Below are 21,372 nucleotides of genomic sequence, written 5' to 3'. Positions count from 1 at the left end.
CGCATGGGTTGTGGACGACACGGCTGCGCGTCATGCGCGCGAACAGGGACCTGCCGCTGATGAAAAGATCATCGGCCAATGGCCGCTGTTGGCTGGCCAAAAGTCATTCTAGGCATCGATCAGATCACTTTAGACCGAGGAACGCAGCTGAAGGAGCATTCTTCTAGCACGGGAGAGATCATTGCCGAATATAAACGTCGATTACCGCACGTGGCACAATCAATATCAATAGTGCGGCTATTGTGCAGGAGTACGGTTTACGAGGGTCATAGTTTTCATGGCTGACGCCAAGGTCAAAGCAGGTTCAGGCTCCGCTAGGTTTCCGTGCCGCAAGTTATCGGTCGGTTTTGTTTTATTGCCGAACTTTACTCTGATCGCCTTTTCTTCGATCATCGATCTATTGCGGCTGGCCGCCGACGAGGGGGACCGGAGCCGCCCCGAACGCTGCTCCTGGAGCATTCTCGCGCCGGATCTTCAACCGATATCCGCAAGTTGCGGCTTGCTGGTAGCGCCATGGGAGACATTCGAGCGACCAGAGCGCTTCGATTACATTGTGGTTGTCGGTGGGTTGCTGGATCGCGGCCGCAGTTATCATCCCGAAACGTTGCAGTTCCTTCGACAGGCAGCCGCTCGTGGCGTAACGATTGCCGGCGTGTGCACTGGAACCTTCGCAATGGCCGAGGCGCAGCTGTTGCAGGGGCGAAAGTGCTGCGTGAGCTGGTATCACTTTCCAGATTTTATCGAGCTTTACAGCGATGTCGCTCCCGTCGCGGACCAACTATTTATCGCCGACGGTAAGTTCATAACCTGTGCTGGCGGACTTGCAGCTCTTGATCTTGCGGCTTGGATGGTCGAACGGCACTTGGGGCCGGGGCGTGCTCAAAAGAGCCTGCACATAATGGTGACTGACAAGGCGCGCTTTGCGGCCGACGCGCAGCCTCAACCACCAAGCATCGCAACCGTCGGGGAGACTCGCGTTCGACGCGCCATGCTGCTCATTGAGCAACACTTGAGTACTCCGCCCAAAGCTCACGAGATAGCCCGTAAGGTTGGTCTGTCCAAACGCCAGCTTGAGCGGGTCTTCCGAAACACTACGGGAAAAAGCATTCAAGAGTTCTCCCGCGACCTGCGCATCTTTTATGGTCTCTGGCTTATTGCAAATTCGGAAAAGTCCATCACATCGGTTGCGGCCGAGAGCGGGTTTTCAGATAGCTCCCACTTCAACCGAATCTTTCGGGACGCGTTTGGCTGCTCGCCTTCGACCGCCCGTCGCGGCGGCGTGGCTTTTATGAACGTGCTTATTCAGGGTTGGGAGGAAAAGCAGGCGGGATGCCTCCCCGCTTGGTTCGGCCCTATTGGACTATCAGCGCCAAATTGGAGGATCGCCCGTATTCCGTTGATTACATCATCCGAGGGGAGCCAGGATCGTGAGATGACCCGAGGCATTGACGCGGATCCAACGGGCTTCCTGCAATGCGAGCGCCGGCCGTACTTTTGATTGTCAACGTTAATCAGGAAGTTCAGCTTAATCTACGGCCGCCGTCTAAGCGTGATGCGAGCGCCAACCTCGTCAAAGATGGCTAGAATCGGCGCATGAGGCGTATGCACCGTTACTGTTACGGCATCCAATCTGGCGTATGTTTTAAGTAACTCCTCCGCGACAGCAGTAGACACTTGCCCAAGTGCGGAATGCGTCGAAAGGGCAAAGGATTTAGCCACTAAAGGTACAACGTGTGAGTAGTCTACCGTATCATTGAGATCGTCAGAGCGGACTGCATCAAGGTGGTCGGCGTGCAGTTCGATGTCGACGACAAATCTCTGGCCGAATTGCGTTTCGTGGAGAGGAAGGCCATGTCGTGCGTGTACGATCAATCCTCTTATGAAAATTGTATAGTCAAAACGATGGCCGAGCATGGCTTTCAATGCGCTCCGCAGCGTGCGCCGGTTGATCACGTAGTCGCCCGGGCTGCTTCAAGTCATCCGATACTTAACGGCTCAAAGCCGTTCTTACCAGCCATGAGCACGCCAAATGCTCTTGGACCTGCGCGGCATCTGCCGAAAATGCTTGAGCAATAGCCCCACACACCGGAATAGAGAAGACGTGTAGCGACGCGACCGTCGCTCCCGCGAGCTGTCGAAACCACAGCCGGAAGTCTGCATGTGCTGTCGGGAGTATATTCAAGAGGCTGGAAATCGGAGTTGGATGACGGAGGAGCAGTGGAATCGATTGAAAGCTAGAGCGTCCCGACGAGCAGGGATGAGCGACTTAAATGAACGCTCACGGTACTCGCTTAGGTCCGCGATTCAGCCTTTGTCGTCGGCGTGCTCAGAGCTTGGCGTATGATACCAAAGGTTATGAATAGGACTACCGCGCGGCTGGTCGTGCTCCTAACAAGACCTACAAAACTATCGTGGTCTATGAGCGCGCAGTCACAGTGAGCGTCGACGTCCAAGCTCAATAATCTAACCAACTTACTCCGCAATGATGGATCTTACCGTTCCGGTTGCGGTGTCGCCAATATCCAAGATTGATGGCGCTATTATGCCTGTATGCCGGATGGGGGTGGGATACCTTTGCTCAAAGGAAAGCGCCAGATGCAAAGATACTCCATATTCTCTCTCTTGCGCGGGGGGGCGATGGGCCAACGCCATTGGCATCCCCAATGGCGCTCCCCCGATCCGAAGCCTGCCTATGATGTCGTGATCATCGGAGGAGGTGGCCATGGGCTCGCCACGGCGTTCTATCTTGCTAACAAGTACGGGATAGCCAATGTCGTGATTCTAGAGAAGGGGTGGCTTGGCGGCGGCAACACCGCGCGAAATACCACGATCATCCGATCGAACTATCTATTTGACGAGAGTGCGAGGCTCTATGACCATGCCCTGACTCTGTGGGATGGATTATCGCGTGAGCTGAATTACAACGTGATGTATTCCCCTCGCGGCGTATTGATGCTGGCGCACAACATTCACGACGTCAAGGTCTTCAAGCGGCATGTCCAGTCCAACCGGCTAAACGGTGTCGACAACGAATGGCTCTCGCCGGAGGAATGCAAGGCGTTCTGTCCGCCACTCAACGTGGGCGGCTCCATGCGCTACCCGATCCTGGGGGGTGCATTGCAGCGCAAGGGCGGGACCGCGCGACATGATGCGGTGGCTTGGGGGTACGCGCGAGCGGCCGACGCCCTAGGGGTGGATCTGATTGAGAACTGCGAGGTCACGGAGATTCGCCGTGATCCGTCCGGTGCAGTCAACGGGGTCGAGACGACGCGCGGTTCGATTCGAGCGAAAAAGATCGGCATCGTGGCGGCAGGAAATAGCAGTGTCGTCGCCGCTATGGCCGGCTTTCGCCTGCCGCTCGAAAGTTATCCGCTGCAGGCGCTGGTGTCCGAGCCAGTCAAGCCCGTGTTCCCGTGCGTCGTGATGTCGAACACCATTCACGCCTACCTCTCCCAATCCGACAAGGGGGAGCTTGTCATTGGTGCCGGCACCGACGCTTACATCTCGTATACGCAGCGAGGCGGTCTTCACATCACCAATCATACGCTGGATGCCATCTGCGAATTGGTGCCGATGTTCCGCAGGCTGCGCATGCTCCGAAATTGGGGCGGTATCGTCGATGTCACGCCGGATCGATCGCCGATCATTGCCAAAACTTCAATACCAGGTCTCTTTATCAATTGCGGGTGGGGAACCGGTGGTTTCAAAGCGACACCCGGGTCGGGCGATTATTCGCATGGACCATCGCAAAGGACGAGCCGCATCCCATCAATGCACCCTTCTCGATCGAGAGATTCCGGGACGGATTTCTGATTGACGAGGCGGCCGCGGCTGCCGTGGCTCATTAGGGAAAGATCCAGCGATCATGCTTCTGATCAATTGCCCTTATTGTGGTCCGAGGCCGGAGCTCGAATTCATCTATGGTGGCGAAGCACATAAATGGCGTCCTCCAGATCCAATGAGCCTCGATGACGAGGCATGGAGCGCGTATCTCTATTTGCGAAATAATCCCGAAGGGATGCACGCCGAACGGTGGCGTCATATCCACGGCTGCGGCCGATTCTTCAATGCTCGCAGGAATACAGTCAACGACACGATCGCCGTTACCTACCTGATCGGGGCGAACTTTCCGCTCAATGAAGGGGGCTCGCCCTCATGAGCACTCGGTTTCGTTTGCCGACAGGAGGACGCGTCGACCGCAACAAGCCTGTCCGATTTACTTTCGACGGAAAGTCGTATCGGGGATTTGTCGGAGACACCCTGGCGTCAGCGTTATTAGCCAACGGTGTGCATCTCGTCGGCCGGTCGTTCAAGTATCATCGCCCTCGGGGTATCATGACGGCCGGCGCCGAGGAGCCGAACGCACTGGTGGGGGTGGGGCGTGATGAGGCTCACTACACTCCGAACTTGAGGGCGACCCAGGTCGAAATCTATGAAGGTCTGGTGGCCCAAAGTCAGAACCGCTGGCCGACTTTGGCTTACGACATTGGCGCCGTGAACGAGGTCCTGTCGGCTTTTCTTCCGGCGGGCTTCTACTACAAGACGTTCATGTGGCCCAAGGCTGCCTGGAAGCATGTCTACGAGCCTTTGATCCGCCGAGCCGCTGGTCTGGGCCGCGCTCCGACCAAGGCCGACTCGGATCGCTATACGCAGGTCTATGCCCATTGCGATGTGTTGGTCATAGGTGCCGGACCGGCGGGGATTGCGGCAGCTATCGCTGCGGCCCGAACTGGCGTCAGGGTGTTGCTCTGCGACGAGCAGGCGGAGATGGGTGGCTCTCTGCTGGCTGAAACCGAAGCAAAAATCGACGGGCAACCGGCGGCCGATTGGTGCAGAGCCATGCTAGCCGAACTCGCCTCTTTGGCGAACGCCACCCTGATGGTGCGTACAACGGCATTTGGCTGGTATCCACACAATTTCATCGGGCTCAATGAGCGGGTTACCGATCATCGGGCGGTCGGAGGCAATCTGCCGCGCGAGCGATTGTGGCAAGTGAGGGCACAAGAGGTCGTGCTTGCGACAGGCGCGATAGAGCGACCGATCGTGTTTCCGGACAACGATCGGCCAGGCGTCATGATGGCGGAGGCCGCTCGCACCTACGTCAATCGCTTCGGCGTGCTTCCGGGAACCCGCGCAGTCGTGGTTACAGCCAGCGACAGCGCTTACCGAGCCGCGCTCGATCTTCAGGGAGCGGGAGTAGCAATTGCGGCCATTGCCGATCTTCGCAGCAACCCGAGCGGATACTGGGTGGAGCGCGCCAGGGAGAAGGGTATCGACGTTCTGCCACAGACGTCGCTGGCCAGGACGAGCGGCCGGCTGCGCGTGTCTTCGGCAATGCTCGTGTCGACCGATACAGGAAAGCCTCAGCGACTAAAGATCGACTGCGATCTGGTCCTGATGTCCGGCGGGTTTACGCCGAGCGTGCATCTGTTCTCACAGTCGCGCGGCAAGCTCAAATACGATGGTGGCTTGCAGGCTTACCTTCCTGGGGTGTCCGCCGAACGGGAGAGTTCAGTTGGCGCTTGTCAGGGTGTCTATGATCTCGCAGCAGCGCTGGATGACGGCTTTTCGGGCGGTGTGGCCGCGGCATTCCGGGCCGGTGCTGGCGATGTTTCGATCGCGCATGCGTTTTCAGTGGAAGCGCGAAGTGCGGCGTCGGGCGGTTTAATCGGTGCTCCGACGAACGACCGAAACCAGCAGGCGCGCGCGTGGGTCGACTTCCAGAATGACGTCACGACGAGGGACATTACTCTGGCGGTGCACGAGGGATTTAGGGGAATCGAGCACGTCAAGCGGTACACGACCATGGGGATGGCCACCGATCAAGGCAAAACCTCGAACATGAGCGCGTTGGGGATCGTGGCCGAACTGCGGAACGTCGCGCCTCCTCAGGTTGGCCTCACGACTTTCCGGCCTCCATACACGCCAATGACCTTCGGCATCTTTGCCGGCCAGTCCCGCGGCGCATTGTTTGAGCCGGAGCGAAGGGCACCCATTCACTCTTGGGCCGAACAGAACGGCGCGGTCTTCGAAGACGTGGGCCAGTGGAAGCGCGCCCACTACTTCCCAAAGCCCGGCGAAACGATGCGCACTGCTGTTGCGCGTGAATGTCGGACTACGCGGCAGTCGGTCGGCATCTTTGACGCTTCGACGCTTGGAAAGATCGAGATTGTCGGCAAGAATGCTGCCACATTCATGAACCGTATGTACACCAACAGTTGGGATAAGCTCGACGTTGGACGGCTCCGTTATGGCCTCATGCTGCGCGAGGATGGCTTCATCGTTGACGATGGCGTCGTCGGCCGTCTCGCGCCGGATCGCTTCCATGTCACGACGACGACGGGCGGGGCGGCTCGTGTCCTGAACCTGATGGAAGACTACTTGCAAACTGAGTGGCCTTATCTCGAGGTCTGGCTGACCTCGACGACCGAGCAATGGGCTGTGATCGCGGTCCAGGGGCCCAATGCGCGGAAGGTCTTGGCGCCGCTCGTCGAGGGAATTGATCTCTCCGCCGAAGCGATGCCTCATATGAGCCTACGCGAGGGCTGGATCTGCGGCGTCCCGACCCGGCTGTTCCGAGTCTCGTTTACGGGCGAACTGGGCTTCGAAGTCAATGTGCCCAGCGGATACGCTCCGGCGGTGTGGAAGTCGATCATGGCGGAAGGACAAACTTACGGTATCGCGCCTTACAGGACCGAGACGATGCATGTTCTCCGCGCCGAGAAAGGCTACATCATCGTCGGCCAGGAGACTGACGGCACGGTAACACCTCACGATGTCGGGCTGAGCTGGGCGGTCGGTAAAACCAAGAAAGATTTTGTCGGCAAGCGCTCTCTCGCAAGGCCGGCAATGGCCCGAGATGACCGCAAACAACTTGTTGGACTGCTGACCGTCGATGCCAGAAGCCTCCTCGAAGAAGGCGCACAACTGGTCGCCGATCCGAATGAAAGTATTCCCATGACCATGCTCGGGCACGTGACATCGTCGTACCGCAGCGAGGCGCTTGGCAGGCCGATTGCACTTGCCTTAGTTCGAGGTGGAAGGGGGCGCATCGGCACGCGGTTGTCAGTTCCGACCCGCGCTGGGTCCATTGATGTCGACGTGGTCGAACCCGTCTTCTATGATCCAAAGGGCTTGAGGCTCCATGCTTGATTCACGGATCCCGCGATTGAACGTATTGATGACGCTTGCATTGAAGGCGCGCGTCATTCCTTATGCAAACTTAGCTGTGCTTCCCGGTGCCGCGAAGTTCTCTTTCCGCGGATGTTCCTCGGCAGTGGCAATCGCGAGCAATGCCTTTGGTCTCAAGCTACCTCAGGCTGCGTGCCGTTTTACAACTAAGGGAGCACGGTCCGCCCTTTGGCTCGGGCCGGATGAATGGTTGTTGCAGGCTGTTGGCGAAGCGTCGGCGGAACTGTTCGCCCGCATCGACGGGGCGCTGGCCGGACATCCTTGCGCACTTGTCGACATCAGTCATCGTTCGGTAGGCTTTTCGCTTTCGGGGGCGAAGACCGAATATGTTCTCAATCACGGCTGTCCGCTCGATCTCTCGAAGGTACGTTTTCCCATCGGCATGTGCACGCGGACCGTATCGGCAAGGCGCCCGTCGTGCTTGCGCGGCTGGAGGCCTCCATGTTTCACGTCGACGTCTGGCGTTCCTTTGCTCCCTATGTGTGGCAATTGCTGGACGAAGCCCGTAGTGAGCTTGCGGCATAGTGCGGGGAGCATCGGGAGCAGTTCAGCATGATTTCGGTTTTCGAGCTATTCAAGATTGGGATTGGCCCGTCTTCGTCGCACACGGTTGGCCCGATGAAGGCTGCTGCCAGCTTTAGTGAAGCCCTGCTCGCCGCAGGCCTGTTGCCGCGCCTTGATGCGGTTTGCGTCACCCTGTTCGGCTCTCTCGCGTGGACCGGAAAGGGACACGGAACTGACAAGGCGGTCATTCTCGGGCTTGCTGGCCATTCACCAGAGACGATTGATCCAGATCTCGCAGAGACCCTCGTCGCCTCTGTGCGCCGTGACCGGCTATTGAATTTTGCAGGTCAACTTTCAATCGCGTTCGACCCGGACACCGCTATTAGGTTCGATCGCATGGCAGCACCGCTCCAGCATCCAAATACGCTGGCATTCATCGCTTTTGATCGCGAGGGTGAGATCATGCAGGAGGAGCGATGGTGCTCCGTGGGTGGCGGGTTCGTGGTTCGTGAATCCGACCTCGGACGAGCACCTGCAGCCATTACCCCCATTCCGCATCCCTTCCGCTCGGCAAGGGACCTGCTGGAGATGGGCGCGGCGTCGCACCTCTCAATTGCTGAACTAGTATTCGCGAATGAAGCAGCTTCACGTGCGTCACAGGATATCGAGCATGAGCTCGATCGGATTGTGGAAGTGATGATGGCCTGCATCGATCGCGGAATGGTTACCCATGGTGAGCTTCCCGGGGGCTTGGGCGTCCGTCGACGGGCACCCGCGTTGTACCATAAGCTTGCCACGTCTGCGGGGGCAAACGATCGCGCGCAACACGAAATTCTCGACTGGGTTAGCTTATATGCCATTGCCGTCAACGAGGAAAACGCCGCCGGAAGCAGGGTGGTGACCGCGCCGACCAATGGAGCCGCCGGGATTGTGCCAGCGACCTTGCGATACTACCGCGATCATTGTCGCGGCGCCAGCGCTGCAGGTGTGCGGCAATTTTTGCTAACAGCGGCCGCGATCGGCGCTTTGTTCAAGATGAACGCATCGATCTCCGGCGCCGAAGTCGGTTGCCAAGGCGAAGTTGGTGTCGCTTGCTCCATGGCTGCGGCTGGTCTTGCGGCGGTGCTTGGTGGCAGCAATGCGCAAATCGAGAACGCTGCGGAAATCGGCATGGAGCATCATCTTGGGATGACCTGCGATCCTATCGGTGGGCTTGTCCAAGTGCCATGCATCGAGCGAAATGCATTTGGCGCAATAAAGGCGATCAGCGCCGCATCGCTCGCACTGCAAGGCGATGGATCCCATATCGTGTCGCTAGATAAGGTTATTGCAACAATGCGGGAAACCGGCCGTGACATGCAGTCGAAGTACAAGGAGACTTCGCTCGGGGGGCTCGCCGCAAATCTCGCCGAATGTTAAGGAGAGAACCTAGGAATCGAGATGACATTTAACGGGATCTTCTCTGCTGAGATCGCCCCACTTATTACTAAAGTCATGAGAGACGAACTCGGTCGAAAAAGTCACGAGGTCGAACTGATTGCGTAGCACTGCCGAAGCGCTCGGGCGCTGAAGAAAGGTACGATCGCAAGTAGCTGAGCTCTCAAGATTCTCGATCAATGATGGACTTGTCGCACAAAGCTGAGCTGTTTGATATCATCGAGACGAGTTTGCTGCAGAACAAGGGACACACTTCGACTTGAATCGAATTAGAACAGACAGCCGTCTCGTCAAAACTGTGCAAATGTCGGCCGAATGTAATCGGAGAGGGATCTGACAGGCCTTCGATCGGAAATGCGAGCCGCGGCCAGATCGCTGCTTCGAACTCTTGTCAGTATCTTGATCGGCAAGCGCCTAGAGCTAAAGGAATTGTGGTTCGGAGCCAGCCGCTGCCTCTTGTTCGATTTTGCGTTGGACTACGAGTCGAACCAAGTGTTCGCAAAGCAATCGATCGCTCAGACCTTGCAATCCGGATAGAATGGACACCGCGATCCATCGGGGTGTCCGTTCGACACCGGCGCTAAAAACGCGCAATGTTGTGGATGCAGCTTTTCTGCCGGACAACTTTACTTTGTGCAGAGTTTCCTTCCGTGGAGGCCGCAATTAGCGTTTATTCATTGCGACCCAGAACTAGATTCACAGTTCAGCCTAACATCTAGATACTTAGGGCGCTGAGGAGGTGGGTCAATGCAATGTGAGAAAGATCAGAGTGTATACGAGGTTCGCTGGGTGCATAACATTCTGATCACCCTCAACGATGGCATCCAGCTCGCAGCAAGCCTCTGTCTACCGACTGCCCCGGGGAAGTATCCGACTGTCGCAAGCTTCTATCCGTACCGCAAGGATGATCGCGCGGGCGCGTCGCATGCGCACGCGAGTACCTACTTGACGGGGCGCGGATACGCCTCTCTGCTGGTCGACTTGCGGGGCACCGGCGGCTCGGACGGAGTCGCCGACTTCAACTACGAGAGAGAGGGAAGAGACGCTGCGCAAGTGGTCGAATGGGCGGCGGGGCAGGATTGGTGCGATGGCTCCGTCGGAGTGTGGGGTATTTCCTACGGCGCTACCCTTTCGTTGGCTGTTGCAGCGCAACAGCCAACGCACTTGAAGGCGATTGCTCCGATACACGGTGTATCCGGCCGTCCTAAGGACTTTGCACCGGGCGGGTGCAAGAATTGTATCGGCAACGCGAGCTGGTTGGGAATGATGCTGGCGCTTGACCTTGCGCCACCGACTTTTCAAGACCATGAGGGACGGTGGATGCGTGTCTGGCGCGAGCGGCTTGATCGGCTCAAGCGCGATGGCGCACGGAATTTTCACAAGCGCGACGGCCACGAAAATTCGGTCGAAGTTAAGCCAATCCCGACGGACAGGATCAAGATCCCGACATTCGCCATCGGCGGCTGGCGGGACTTCTATCCTCAATCGATGGTCGACTTGTATCGGGACGTCGTGGGCCCCAGGAAGCTCTTGATAGGTCCGTGGACCCACCAATTTCCTGACATGTCGGCACGCGCGCCGGTGGACTTCCTACACGAACTGCGACGCTTCTTTGACCACTGGCTCAAGGGTGACGAGAACGGCGTTTCTTCCGAACCGGAGGTTACCGTCTACGTACAGGGTGCCGAGCACTGGAAGCACGAAAGGGAATGGCCAATGGCCCGCACGCAGATGCAGGATTGGCACCTACAACCCGGACACACCCTCGGTCTCGCGCCGACGCAGAGCGAAAGCGGTGACTCATACCACTCTGACCCAACGGTCGGTACGGCGGCGACGCTACCAGATATGATTCAGATGGGTGTCGGGCATCCGTTGGAGCAGGGATACGACGACTTGCGTTCGCTCACTTACACGAGCCTCCCGCTCGATCAGGGGATCGAGATCACCGGCTCGCCCGAAGCAATCCTGCACGTCACGTTAGAGGACGGCGAAGAACTCCAACTGGTTGCCAAGCTCAACGCGGTCGCGCCGGACGGTAGCTCCACGTTGATCACGACTGGATGGTTATCCGCCGCCCACCGTGAGACGTTAGAGCGAGCTCAGCCGGTTGCGCGCGGCACAATGGCCGAATATCGGGTTGAACTCTGGGCAACGTCGTACTCTGTTCCGGCAGGCCACCGGCTGCGACTCGCGATTGCGTGCTCGGACTTTCCATTCATCTGGCCGCTGCGCACTAATCCCACTGTGAGAGTGCAGCTTCGCGGCTCACTCGTGCGGCTGCCAATCGTGCCGAAAACCGCCATGCCGATAGACGGGCCCGCACTGCCGCTCCCGAATCCGAGCGTGCGTCGCAGGCCGTGGCACGCACCCGGTGAGCCGCCGATTTGGAAGATTGAGCGCGACGCGGTTACGGGTGCAGTCTCCGTGGAGATCGGCTCCACGAGCGACCTTCGCACTTCGACCGGAAGCACCTTCCGCTTCCAGCAGTCCGTGCGCGCGAACACTTCCGCAGCACGCCCAGATGCCGCCGCCGTGCACTGCGAGGCGCGGCTAGATATTTGTCTGCCTGCAGGTGAACATATTGAAGTGAGAACTCGTAGCCGATTCACACGTGACGCGACCGTCATGAATGGCGAGGTCATCCTAGATGGGTGCCCCATTTTTAAAGCGAACTGGCAGTAGTATCCAGACTGGGCACGGAGTGCCCAGCGACATAGTAGGCGGCGGGGCGGCGGTGCGCGAGGGTGTTTATCTTTTTTCTTGGCGCCCGCCGACGAAGGCTGTCACCCTTGCAGTTCAATGCGGCGGGCGTTGCGAATGATGCGGTGCACATTCGCCATTCGGATCGGCGAGGATGGCCCGGCGATGCTGTCATGCTTTGCGACGCGGTAAGTTCTCAACAAAGACCTCTTGTCGTAACGACCATCCAAATCTCGGCAGATCACGCGTGGTGATCGGTTCCGGTCCTCAGTCGTCAACGATGATGAGATCGACGCGTTGAAGCGCGGCTACGAGGCGCGCGTGGCGTGCGACATTTCGATCGACTAATGCACCTCGTTCTTGAGCCTGGATGCGATGGCGCACAACCCGGTAGCGCCGCGGCCGCGGCCGCGGTGGCCGGCATTCTTCACCGTTCAGACAGTGCAGAGGCGATAGGTCCGTAGGCCCGATCCTGTGAACGGCATGCGCTGTTCGACAAGGCGACGAGCTAATACATTGTGTTTACCGCACGAAATCTCAGCTGATTGAGTGCGTAAACGCGCTAGTCGAGGCATGATATCGAGGATGAATGGCAGCGCGCTGGAGACATACTGGCGGCGAAAGTCGAACTTACCAAGCCTACAATGTAGTGGCCCTGCTGGAGACGGGCGAATGAAAACGAGATCTCCGACCTGCGTATCCAGCCGCAAACGATTTGACGACGGCCTCGATTAGGAAGGGCCCATTAGAGCGCAGCCCCGCCTCGAGCAGACGCCGAAATTCGAGAGCGGTTTCTGCCCGCCCAGCCTCCACGCCCATGCCTTTGGCGAGCGAGCACCAGTCGAGGCGCGGTCCATCAAGATCGAGCATACGTCTGGCATTGCGGCCAAAAGTGTTCACACCGACATTGGTCATTTCGCCCTGCAAAATGCGATAAGCGCCGTTGGCGTACACGATCGTCAGTACGTTCAGCCTCTCGCGAGTCTGCGTCCATAGCCCTTGCACGGTGTACATACCGCTGCCATCGGCCTGAAGTGCCACGACCTTTCGGCCAGGGGAGGCGAATGCTCCGCCGGTTGCTAGCGGAATGCCGATGCCGATTGATCCGCTAGTAAGAGGAAGCACATCGTGGGGTGGAAGCATATGCGAAAGCGTGTGGGTTTGTCCGATGGAAGTTAAAGCTTCGTCGATTACGATGGCCTGCTCAGGAAGCCGGCGGGCAATCATGATGCTGACCGCATCGGTCGTGTCCCAGGTGATGGTGTAGCTTATAGCGCGACAATCAGGATGAGAATCCGCATTGCCTCGCCCTAATTGTTACCAGATGCTGAGCCGTTGCCTCACGTAAATTGCTCCCTTGGATCGGGAGCGAGCGGGGGCGAAGATGGGGTGGCTAAGCATGGCAACGCGGAAGGAACTGACGGCGGCAGCAGGCGCGCGCTATCGGCGTTCGGATCGCGCGAAGAAGACGCGGATATTGGACGAGTTCGTCGACATCACCGGATTCCATCGCAAGCATGCGATGCGACTACTTCGAGGTCAGGAAGACGCGCGCCCAAGCCGAAGGGCGCGACGTCGAATGTATAATGAGGTAGAACACAACGCGCTCGTGCTCCTTTGGGAGGCGTCAGACCGGATCTGCGGGAAGCGGCTGAAGGCGTTAATGCCTGCGTTGATTGAGGCGATGGAACGGCATGGCCACCTCGACCTTACCCCCGAGATCCGCGACAAACTTTTGGCAATGAGCGCTGCGACGATCGACCGCGCATTGGTGGGGGTCCGAGAAGGATTAGGTCGCAAGCGTCGGCGGCACGCCACGCACTCGTTGCGTCGCAGTGTTCCAATAAGGACGTCGGCAGATTGGAATGATCCGGCGCCCGGATTCGTCGAGGCCGACCTTGTCGCGCATAGCGGTCCATCTGCGCGCGGCAGCTTCATCCAGACCCTCGTGCTCACCGACATTGCTACCGGCTGGACGGAGTGCGCTCCTCTGATCGTGCGCGAACAAACGCTGTTGAGCACGGTGCTGACGGAATTGCGCAAACAATTGCCTTTTGCGCTGCTCGGCTTCGATACTGACAATGATACGGTGTTCATAAACGAGACGCTGAAAGCCTACTGCGAGGCGGCCAACATCGTCTTCACGCGTTGCCGGCCCTACCGAAAAAATGACCAGGCGTTCGTCGAGCAGAAGAACGGCGCCGTCGTGCGCAGGATAGTCGGCTATCGTCGGTTCGAGGGCCTGGAAGCGGCCAAGCTGCTGGCTGAACTCTATCGATCGGCGCGGCTGTTCGTGAACTTCTTCCAACCCTCGTTCAAATTGATAGCCAAGCAGCGCGACGGTGCCCGTGTACGCAAGACATACAGCGCGCCGGCTACACCACACCAGCGCCTGGCAGCGGACGCCCGCACGCCTGACGCTGTCAGCCATCATCTCCAAGAAATCTATGCCGCTCTCGATCCAGTCGCGTTGTTGCGCGACATCCGCGACGTGCAGGAGCGCCTCGCGGCCCTCGCTGATACCCAACCAATCGGCCATCCTGCTGTGGCATCGCAACCGATCGATCGCTTCCTGGCAAGCTTGCGCACGGCCTGGAAGGACGGAGCCATGCGACCGACGGATCGGCCACTCGTGAAGGCGAAAAGAGGCCGACGTCGTCCCGACCCGCTCATCCGGAGCAACGCCAGATTTGCGAAAATGGTTTGAAGCTGAGCCTTGGCGGACTGGCAGCGAACTGCTCTCGCGCTTGCAGATGGAATATCCTGGAGCCTATCCGAACAAGCTTCTTCGAACCCTTCAACGTCGGCTGAAATCCTGGCGCAGCGAGCAAGCGAATGCGCTGCTGTTCGCTCCTAGCGAGAAAATGCCGCCAGGGTACGAGGTCACAACACCCCAATGACGTGCGAGGTACCAGCGGAGGAGGCCGGGCGCTCCGAAACCCCGGCCATCTCCGCACCCGGCCTCCTCCTCAACTCAAGCCAGGAGCAAAATAAATGAGGCAACCAATCGCACCCGGGAGCATCAGTACATGAGGCAATACGATCTGTTGACCGCGAGATCGTCGACGGCGTCCTGCGCGATCTCACGGTCGAGCAGAGCCAGGTCTTCCGCCAGCCGGTCAAGCTCACGGACATGCCGATCGATGGCCGCGCGCTCATCGTGCGGCAGCTGTTGGGCGCCCAACCACGCCCGGCCGCGGGTTGAAAAGATCGGCATGCGGGCACTTCGGGATTAGGTGCGCGTGCAGGATCGAATGCACCTCGTTCTTGAGCCGCGTGCGATGGCGCACGACCTGGTAGCGCCGCGCCACCAGCCGACGCTTGCGTTCGGTCTCCGCGTCAGGCGTCCAGATCTGCGGCAGGTACCCGGCCGCCTGCAGACTGGCGAGCGTGCCGGCATCGATCTTGTCGGTCTTAACGTGAGCCTGGGCGATCGCCTTCACCTGCAGCGGATTGGCGATAATCACCCGTGCCACGAACGGCGCCAGAACCCGCGACACCGCCATGCTGTTGGCAGTCGCTTCGACCACCACCTCATCACTGGCCAGCAGGGTCTTGCCGAATCCCTCCAGCGCAGTCCGCGTCATATCGATGCGGCCCGCATGTCGGAGCCTGCCGTCCTCCCAAAACACCACCTCGCCGAAAGTTCGGTGGACGTCGATGCCAATCACCCGTCGCATTCGCACCTCCTGCCAGACATATGACGGGAGCTGCGGGCGACACGACAACTACGGATTCGCGCTCCCAGCGCAACCGGGCGAGTCGCAGAGGCGGCCAGCTACTAACTCGAGCTCTCGGCTCATCGAATAACATCGGCCTGCCCGCACTTCGTGCTCCCGGTGCCTCTGTCCCGATGGTCGCACCATACGCCACGATGTAGAACACCGCAGCGGGAACGTTGGCACCGAGACATCTCATACCGGTTACCAATCCGCTCGAAAGGGTCAATGGCGAGATCAAGCGCCGAACCGAAGTGGTCGGCATCTTCCCCAATGAAGACGCCATCGTCCGCCTCGTCGGTGCGATCCTGCTCGAGCAGAATGACGAGTGGGCGGTTCAGCGCGGCCGCTACATGACACTGGAAACCATCGCGCCGTTGGGCGATGATGCCGCCGTCAGCTTCCCGGCAATCGCCAGCTGACCGATCCGGCCCATGCCGGCGAACGTGGTGACCCGCACTCAGCTACACCACGCCACGGGAGTACGTCATGCCAAGCTGATGATTGCTTGTGGGTGGAAGTCCCATCCGGCCAAAGCCGAAGCGGGCAAGCCGGGACCGAGTCTTGCGGGCGGCGCCGCAACGCGGGGTCCGAAGTGTAGACAGGAGCCATGCGGGGTGCGGGAATGAGCCTCGAAAGGGTGGATGTTCGCGGAGGCCGAGTGTGTTCCCTAGTCACGAAGGCAGCATGAGCATCGTCGTTATGCGAGACGATGCCGCTCCGTCGGGGTCGATGGCCGGATCACGCATGGAAGGTAATCATCGGAACATGAGAGGCCCGACCAGGTCCATTGGATTGGTCTCCAGTGGGGGACAGCGGCAAGGCACTGCCAGAGCCGCGGTCCGAGCTAAGGTCGGGAGTCGGACTGATCCATAGTACCTGTGAAGTCGTCGAAGGTAACGAGACGCATGGAGGGAAGGGACCAGCCCGAGGGGAGCCTGCGCGAGGAGGCCAGGGGCCGGACACAGAGCCGGGTTGCCTTGCCGCCGAACCTCGAGCGGGTGAACGCGGCGGCCAAGCAGGCTGCCCAAACCCGGTTCACGGCCCTGCTGCACCACATCGACGAAGACGCTCTGCTTCGGGCGTTTCGACGACAAAAGCGGCAGGCCAGCGCGGGGGTCGATGGGATAACGGTGGCGAAGTACGAAGAAGGGCTCACGGATAACATCCGCGACCTCTGCGCACGGGTCCACACTGCTCGCTACCGGCCACTGTCAACGGCGCACGGAATCTCCTCAGAAGTGGCGCCGCAAAATTCCCCAGTTGGCGGGATGGCGATCAGCCGTCGACGTGATCAGCACCTCCGTCTTTTGGTGGACGGCCCCGCCGTTTCAGGGTCGGGGGAATGGGGTTCGCGGTTGCCTGCGTTTTGTGTCGGATCGTCTCGGGGACGAGATCAGCATGTTCGCGTAGGCGATAGCTCGAGCCCTCGATTTGGATGACGACGGCGTGGTGAAGCAGGCGATCGAGCAGCGCGGTAGCGACGACGGAATCGCCGAAGATCTCTCCCCACTCGGCGAAGCCGCGGTTCGAGGTTAGGATCATAGCGCCTTTTTCATATCGGGCGTTGACGAGCTGGAAGAACAAGTTGCCGCCACCGGGAGTGACCGGGAGGTAGCCGATTTCATCGACGATGAGCAGCGCGAACCGGCAGTAGTAGCGGATCCGCTCGCGCAGAGCGCCGTCACGTTCGGCCTTGGCGAGCGAGGCGACGATATCGGCGAGGGAGCTGAAGTAGACGCTGCGCCCTGCCTTAACGGCCTCCACGCCGAGAGCGAGGCTCAAATGGGTCTTGCCGGTTCCTGGTGGCCCGATGAGATGGACCGCCTCGGCCCGATTAATGAACTGCAATCCGGCGAGCGCCAGGACGCGGTTTTTGTCGAGCGACGGTTGGAAGGCGAAGTCGAAGCCGGCGAGCGTCTTGATGGCCGACAACTTGGCCATTTGAACCGCCATTTTGATGCGACGGTTCTCGCGCATCGTGAGTTCTTCGGTGAGCAAGGCATCGATGGCGTCGAGGGCGCTAATTTCGCCGCGTTCGAGGCCGCGCAGGGTGACATCGAGGATTTCCAGGGCGCGCGGCATCTTCAGACTGACCAGGTTGGTCTTGACGCGCTCGATGACGGAGGAAGCACTCATCATACGATCTCCTGGGCTGCCAGGCGGCGACCGACGGCCGCGTAGAAGTCAAGCGAGCGACGAACGGCGTGGTCACCGGCGCGCGTGAGGGTGACGGGTTCTGCACTGCCTGGACGGCGTCGGCCGAAGCTGGCGAGCTTGCGATGTGCCGGATCGAGCCGCTTCTGGCCCCGACCTTCGAGCGGGGCATGACTTGCCACCAGCACGCTGCCCTCGAAGATGCGGATTTCGTCGGCGAGGACGTGGACGTCGAAGACCCGCCGCCGCGTCGTATCAGGCACGCTGTACAGATTGCCGCCGACGCTCACCATGCCTTCGTGCGAGGCCCGTCGCTCCAGATGCAACACCGCCCGGTAGGGCGCGCTCGGCAAGGCTTGCAGTGCCGCCTTTTCCTCGGCGAAGGCCTCATTGACGACCCGATGGGTCGTGGCATGCACCCGCGGATTGGCGACGGTATCCAGCCAATGGCGGAGCTGGCCGTTGAGGTCGTCCAGATTGCGGAAGACCCCGCCGAGGAAGAAGTCCTCGCGGATGTAGCGGAATGGCCGCTCGACCTTGCCTTTTGTCTTGGGCCGATAAGGCCGGCAAGCGCGCGGCTGGAAGCCATAATGGCGAGCGAGATCGACCAGCGCGCGGTTGTAGACCACGAGCCCCTCGGCGTCCTGGCCAAGGACAGCGGTCTTCATGCGGTCGTAGAGGATCTCGCGCGGAGCGCCGCCGATCGCTTCCAGAGCGGCGATATGGCAGCGAAGCACTGTTTGCAGGTCCTGATGGACAACGAACCGCGCCCAGATCAGTCGTGAGTAGCCGAGCACCATCGAGAACAGCCAGACGATGCGCTTGACTCCTGGCTCATCGACAAACTGGACCTCGAACCTGGCGAAGTCGACTTGCGCCTGCTCACCTGCTGGAGTTTCAAAACGCACTTCGAAGGCTGCCGGCTGGGCAGGCCGCAGCTCGCGCACGCGATCGCGTACGATGCTGTAGCCGCCGACGAAGCCGCGTTCCTTGAGCTCACGCCACAGCCGCACGGCGGTGAGCGCAGGATAGGCAGCCAGCCGCTCACGCAAATAAGCTTCGAAGTGGTCGACAATTCCGGGCCGCACCGCTCGCTTTTTGTAGACCGGCGGCTCCAATCCTTTGGCGATGTAGGCCCTGACTGTCTTTCGATCGACACCAAGTTGCCGGGCGATAGCGCTGACCGACAGACCTTGGCGATGCAAATCCAGGATCATGACAAGTTCCCCAAGTTTGAGCACCGCGCCCTCCCTTCCGCCTGCAGGAGGAACGTCGGCGATTCGACGCGACGGCCGACCGGCCAGGGCATGCCCTGGCCGGTCGGCCGTCGCGAAAACTGGGGAATTTTCAAATGCCATAAGTGGGGAGAATTACTCCGCCACTCACAGCCACAGCCGGTGCGGCGGGTCTACATTCCCAAAGCCGATGGCGGCAAGCGGCCTCTCGGTGTGCCGGCGCTCGAGGACAAGATCGTCCAAAGCGCGGTGGCCGAGGTGTTGAGCGCGGTCTACGAGGTCGACTTCCTCGGATTCTCCTACGGCTTCCGGCCGGGGCGGAATCCTCATATGGCGCTTGATGCCCTGCATACGGCGATCATGAGCCAGCGCGTGAACTGGGTGCTCGATGCCGACATTCGCAGCTTCTTCGACTCGGTCGACCACGAGTGGCTGCTGCGGATGGTGGCGCACAGGATCGCCGATCCTCGTATCCTACGGCTCATTGAGCTGTGGCTGCGAGCTGGCGTTCTTGAGAGCGGCGAGAAGCAAGAGACGGACAGGGGCACGCCGCAAGGGGCAGGCATCAGCCCGCTCCTTGCCAACATCTTCCTGCACTACATCCTCGATCTCTGGGCCCACCAATGGCGTCGTCGCCATGCACGCGGTCGCATTGTGACCGTGCGCTACGCGGACGACTTCGTCATGGGATTCGAGAGCAAGGCCGATGCGCAGGAAATGCTCTTGGCCCTCAAGGTGCGACTGGCCAGCTTCGGCCTGACGCTCCATGAGGACAAGACGCGGTTGATCGAGTTTGGCCGGTTCGCGGCCCTCTCGCGTCAGCGGCGCGGCGATCGGCGGCCAGAAACCTTCGCCTTCCTGGGCTTCACCCACTACTGCGGGCGGACCCGAGGTGGCCGGTTCATCGTGAAGCACAAGACGGAAGGGAAACGCCTGACGCGCAAGCTGACGGCGTTGCGCCAGGACGCCTGGCGGCTCATGCACGCGCCACTGGCCAAGCAGCACGAGTGGTTCGCCGCCGTGCTGCGCGGGCACTATGGCTACTATGGCAGGCCGCACAACTATCCAGCGCTCAACGGCTTCTACCGCGAAGTGCGTCGAACCTGGCTGCGTTGTCTGAGACGGCGCAGCCAGAAAAGTCGGCGCATGGGCTGGCCGGAGTTCGAGGCCCTGACGGCACGCTTCCGCCTGCCAACTCCACGCATCACTCGCACATGGGCGCAGGCGCGGATATGACGCGGGTTACTCTCGGGAAGAGCCGGGTGCGGGAAAGCCGCCCGCCCGGATCTGTGAGGGCAAAGCCAAATGGCCGAGCTACTCGACCACGATCACCGCATCCGCTGTCAGGGTATCGCTTGCGGGATCTGAGATTTCGTGCTGTCGCAGTTTATTAACCGCATAGGGGGCTTTGTCGCTCAATCCGAGCGCCTCCGCCAACGTCTCGAGCGCCTGCCGCAGGTCATGTTCGTGTCCGGCAAGCTGGATAACCTGGCAGCCCTCGGGCAACATCGTTCCCGGCTTTCCGGGGTAAGCAAAGAATCCTATCGGTTGCCCGGATCCCACGCAAATTGCCACCTGGATGTGTTTCAAGGTGTCCAAGGCGAGATCGATCTTGTAAGGCACCTGCGGTACGGCAACGCGCCCGGCTCCTCGCTGATAGCGCCCGGAGGTTTGTGAAAAGAGCTGCGCGCCAGTCGCCGCAGAGATTCGTCCCGCCGCGACGAGAGCCTCTTCCCGCATCGCTTGCCCGGACAGGAAAATCGCGGCCGTCAGACCACTGCGTAAAGCACGCACACAATCTGCGACCGAGTCGGCTTCGACCGCCGGTAACACGGGAAGGAGAATTGGCGAGATATGCTCCGACGCCGCCTCGCCCCATGCAGCGTCACTCGGCAATATTAACGTAGAGGGACCTCGCGTGAGATACGTTGCCGCCAGTGCTGCCTCGGTGCGCTCTCGAATCTCACGTGCATGACCAGCGCGTCCGAGCCAGTGCGACATCGGCCGTGCCAACCCCTCAATGTCGCATGCAAGCGGGGCATCATGTTGGAGATGGTAAGTGGCGTGATCGCCCACGATTGAGCATGGGGCTCCGGGCTCGCCTTGCGTTGTGAATATTGGACAGGCCGTTAGCTAATCCCGGGCCGCAATGCAGGAGCGTGGCTGCCGCTTTGTCGGTCATACGGGCGTAGCCGTCGGCCGCTCCCGCCACCACGGCTTCAGAAAGTCCAAGCACGCAGCGCATGTCAGTCTTGCGGTCGAGGGCCGCCACGAAGTGCATCTCCGAGGTACCGGGGTTTGCTAAACAGACGTTGACGCCGTTCACCGACAAGACATCGCACAGCAGATCTGCGCCGTTCATTCCCATATCCTTCCTTGATCCTGCCAAGACTGCCGGAGGCCGATCGTTAGGCCTCACCCGTCCA

13 protein-coding genes and 4 pseudogenes are annotated in these 21,372 nt (G+C 59.9%); 10 read left to right on the top strand and 7 right to left on the bottom strand.

Translation table 11 applies throughout. From position 1 onward, the window contains the following. Positions 1 to 277: 277 nt before the first annotated feature. Positions 278 to 1,498: a GlxA family transcriptional regulator gene (locus tag P6U27_RS30895; RefSeq protein ID WP_407193128.1), complete on the top strand. Its 1,221-nt coding sequence runs from the start codon at positions 278 to 280 to the stop codon at positions 1,496 to 1,498. 32 nt (positions 1,499 to 1,530) lie between these two features. On the opposite strand, the gene folB is transcribed toward P6U27_RS30895, so the two are convergent. Continuing rightward, on the bottom strand, positions 1,531 to 1,953 hold the full coding sequence (folB, locus tag P6U27_RS30890) for a dihydroneopterin aldolase (protein ID WP_407193127.1): 423 nt from the start codon (positions 1,951 to 1,953) through the stop codon (positions 1,531 to 1,533). A gap of 642 nt (positions 1,954 to 2,595) precedes the next feature. On the opposite strand from folB, the pseudogene P6U27_RS30885 reads away from it, so the two are divergent. The 6 genes and pseudogenes from P6U27_RS30885 (at position 2,596) to P6U27_RS30860 (ending at position 11,817) form a co-directional block, all read left to right on the top strand. Then, a pseudogene (locus tag P6U27_RS30885) lies at positions 2,596 to 3,848 on the top strand (sarcosine oxidase subunit beta family protein). Between the two features lie 17 nt (positions 3,849 to 3,865). Continuing rightward, positions 3,866 to 4,159: a sarcosine oxidase subunit delta gene (locus P6U27_RS30880; RefSeq protein WP_407193126.1), complete on the top strand. Its 294-nt coding sequence runs from the start codon at positions 3,866 to 3,868 to the stop codon at positions 4,157 to 4,159. Continuing rightward, positions 4,156 to 7,152 carry a sarcosine oxidase subunit alpha family protein gene (locus tag P6U27_RS30875; protein WP_407193125.1) on the top strand — a complete coding sequence of 999 codons (2,997 nt, stop codon included), beginning with the start codon at positions 4,156 to 4,158 and terminating at the stop codon, positions 7,150 to 7,152. The genes P6U27_RS30880 and P6U27_RS30875 overlap by 4 nt, the downstream gene beginning before the upstream one ends. Then, positions 7,145 to 7,747, top strand: a complete 603-nt coding sequence (locus P6U27_RS30870; RefSeq protein WP_407193124.1) for a sarcosine oxidase subunit gamma — start codon at positions 7,145 to 7,147, stop codon at positions 7,745 to 7,747. Before P6U27_RS30875 ends, P6U27_RS30870 begins: the two co-directional genes overlap by 8 nt. After that, entirely contained in the window at positions 7,744 to 9,114 is a 1,371-nt protein-coding gene (locus tag P6U27_RS30865) for an L-serine ammonia-lyase (RefSeq protein ID WP_407193123.1), read from the top strand. Before P6U27_RS30870 ends, P6U27_RS30865 begins: the two co-directional genes overlap by 4 nt. Before the next feature lie 807 nt (positions 9,115 to 9,921). Continuing rightward, positions 9,922 to 11,817, top strand: coding sequence for a CocE/NonD family hydrolase (locus tag P6U27_RS30860; RefSeq protein WP_407193122.1), 1,896 nt, complete (start codon positions 9,922 to 9,924; stop codon positions 11,815 to 11,817). A gap of 735 nt (positions 11,818 to 12,552) precedes the next feature. Here P6U27_RS30860 and P6U27_RS30855 read toward each other — a convergent pair. Next, positions 12,553 to 13,083 (bottom strand): annotated as a pseudogene (locus P6U27_RS30855) (thiamine pyrophosphate-dependent enzyme); the annotation flags it as partial. A 136-nt stretch (positions 13,084 to 13,219) separates the two neighbouring features. Between P6U27_RS30855 and P6U27_RS30850 the strand changes: the two are divergent. Beyond that, positions 13,220 to 14,735: pseudogene (locus P6U27_RS30850) on the top strand (ISNCY family transposase). 255 nt (positions 14,736 to 14,990) lie between these two features. On the opposite strand, the gene P6U27_RS30845 reads toward P6U27_RS30850, so the two are convergent. Next, complete coding sequence (locus tag P6U27_RS30845; RefSeq protein WP_407193121.1) at positions 14,991 to 15,515, bottom strand: transposase; 525 nt, start codon at positions 15,513 to 15,515, stop codon at positions 14,991 to 14,993. 245 nt (positions 15,516 to 15,760) lie between these two features. Here P6U27_RS30845 and P6U27_RS30840 point away from each other — a divergent pair. Further along, positions 15,761 to 15,976 (top strand): annotated as a pseudogene (locus tag P6U27_RS30840) (transposase); the annotation flags it as partial. An 856-nt stretch (positions 15,977 to 16,832) separates the two neighbouring features. On the opposite strand, the gene istB reads toward P6U27_RS30840, so the two are convergent. Both istB and istA read right to left on the bottom strand, forming a co-directional pair. Continuing rightward, positions 16,833 to 17,696 carry an IS21-like element helper ATPase IstB gene (istB, locus tag P6U27_RS30835; protein WP_407120139.1) on the bottom strand — a complete coding sequence of 288 codons (864 nt, stop codon included), beginning with the start codon at positions 17,694 to 17,696 and terminating at the stop codon, positions 16,833 to 16,835. Continuing rightward, entirely contained in the window at positions 17,693 to 18,952 is a 1,260-nt protein-coding gene (gene istA / locus P6U27_RS30830) for an IS21 family transposase (protein WP_122402137.1), read from the bottom strand. Before istA ends, istB begins: the two co-directional genes overlap by 4 nt. Here istA and ltrA point away from each other — a divergent pair. Further along, positions 18,911 to 20,182, top strand: coding sequence for a group II intron reverse transcriptase/maturase (gene ltrA / locus P6U27_RS30825; RefSeq protein ID WP_407193120.1), 1,272 nt, complete (start codon positions 18,911 to 18,913; stop codon positions 20,180 to 20,182). The two genes, istA and ltrA, sit on opposite strands and share 42 nt — an antisense overlap. A gap of 78 nt (positions 20,183 to 20,260) precedes the next feature. Here ltrA and P6U27_RS30820 read toward each other — a convergent pair whose 3' ends face one another. Both P6U27_RS30820 and P6U27_RS30815 read right to left on the bottom strand, forming a co-directional pair. Next, positions 20,261 to 20,947: a hypothetical protein gene (locus tag P6U27_RS30820; protein WP_407193119.1), complete on the bottom strand. Its 687-nt coding sequence runs from the start codon at positions 20,945 to 20,947 to the stop codon at positions 20,261 to 20,263. Between the two features lie 40 nt (positions 20,948 to 20,987). Beyond that, positions 20,988 to 21,308 carry a thiamine pyrophosphate-binding protein gene (locus P6U27_RS30815; RefSeq protein WP_407193118.1) on the bottom strand — a complete coding sequence of 107 codons (321 nt, stop codon included), beginning with the start codon at positions 21,306 to 21,308 and terminating at the stop codon, positions 20,988 to 20,990. Between the last annotated feature and the right edge of the window lie 64 nt (positions 21,309 to 21,372).

Source organism: Bradyrhizobium sp. STM 3566 (assembly GCF_045571445.1).
In the GTDB taxonomy this organism is placed as follows: domain Bacteria; phylum Pseudomonadota; class Alphaproteobacteria; order Rhizobiales; family Xanthobacteraceae; genus Bradyrhizobium; species Bradyrhizobium vignae.
Note: the sequence above shows the minus strand (reverse complement) of the source record. Positions and strands in the feature narration are given on the sequence as shown.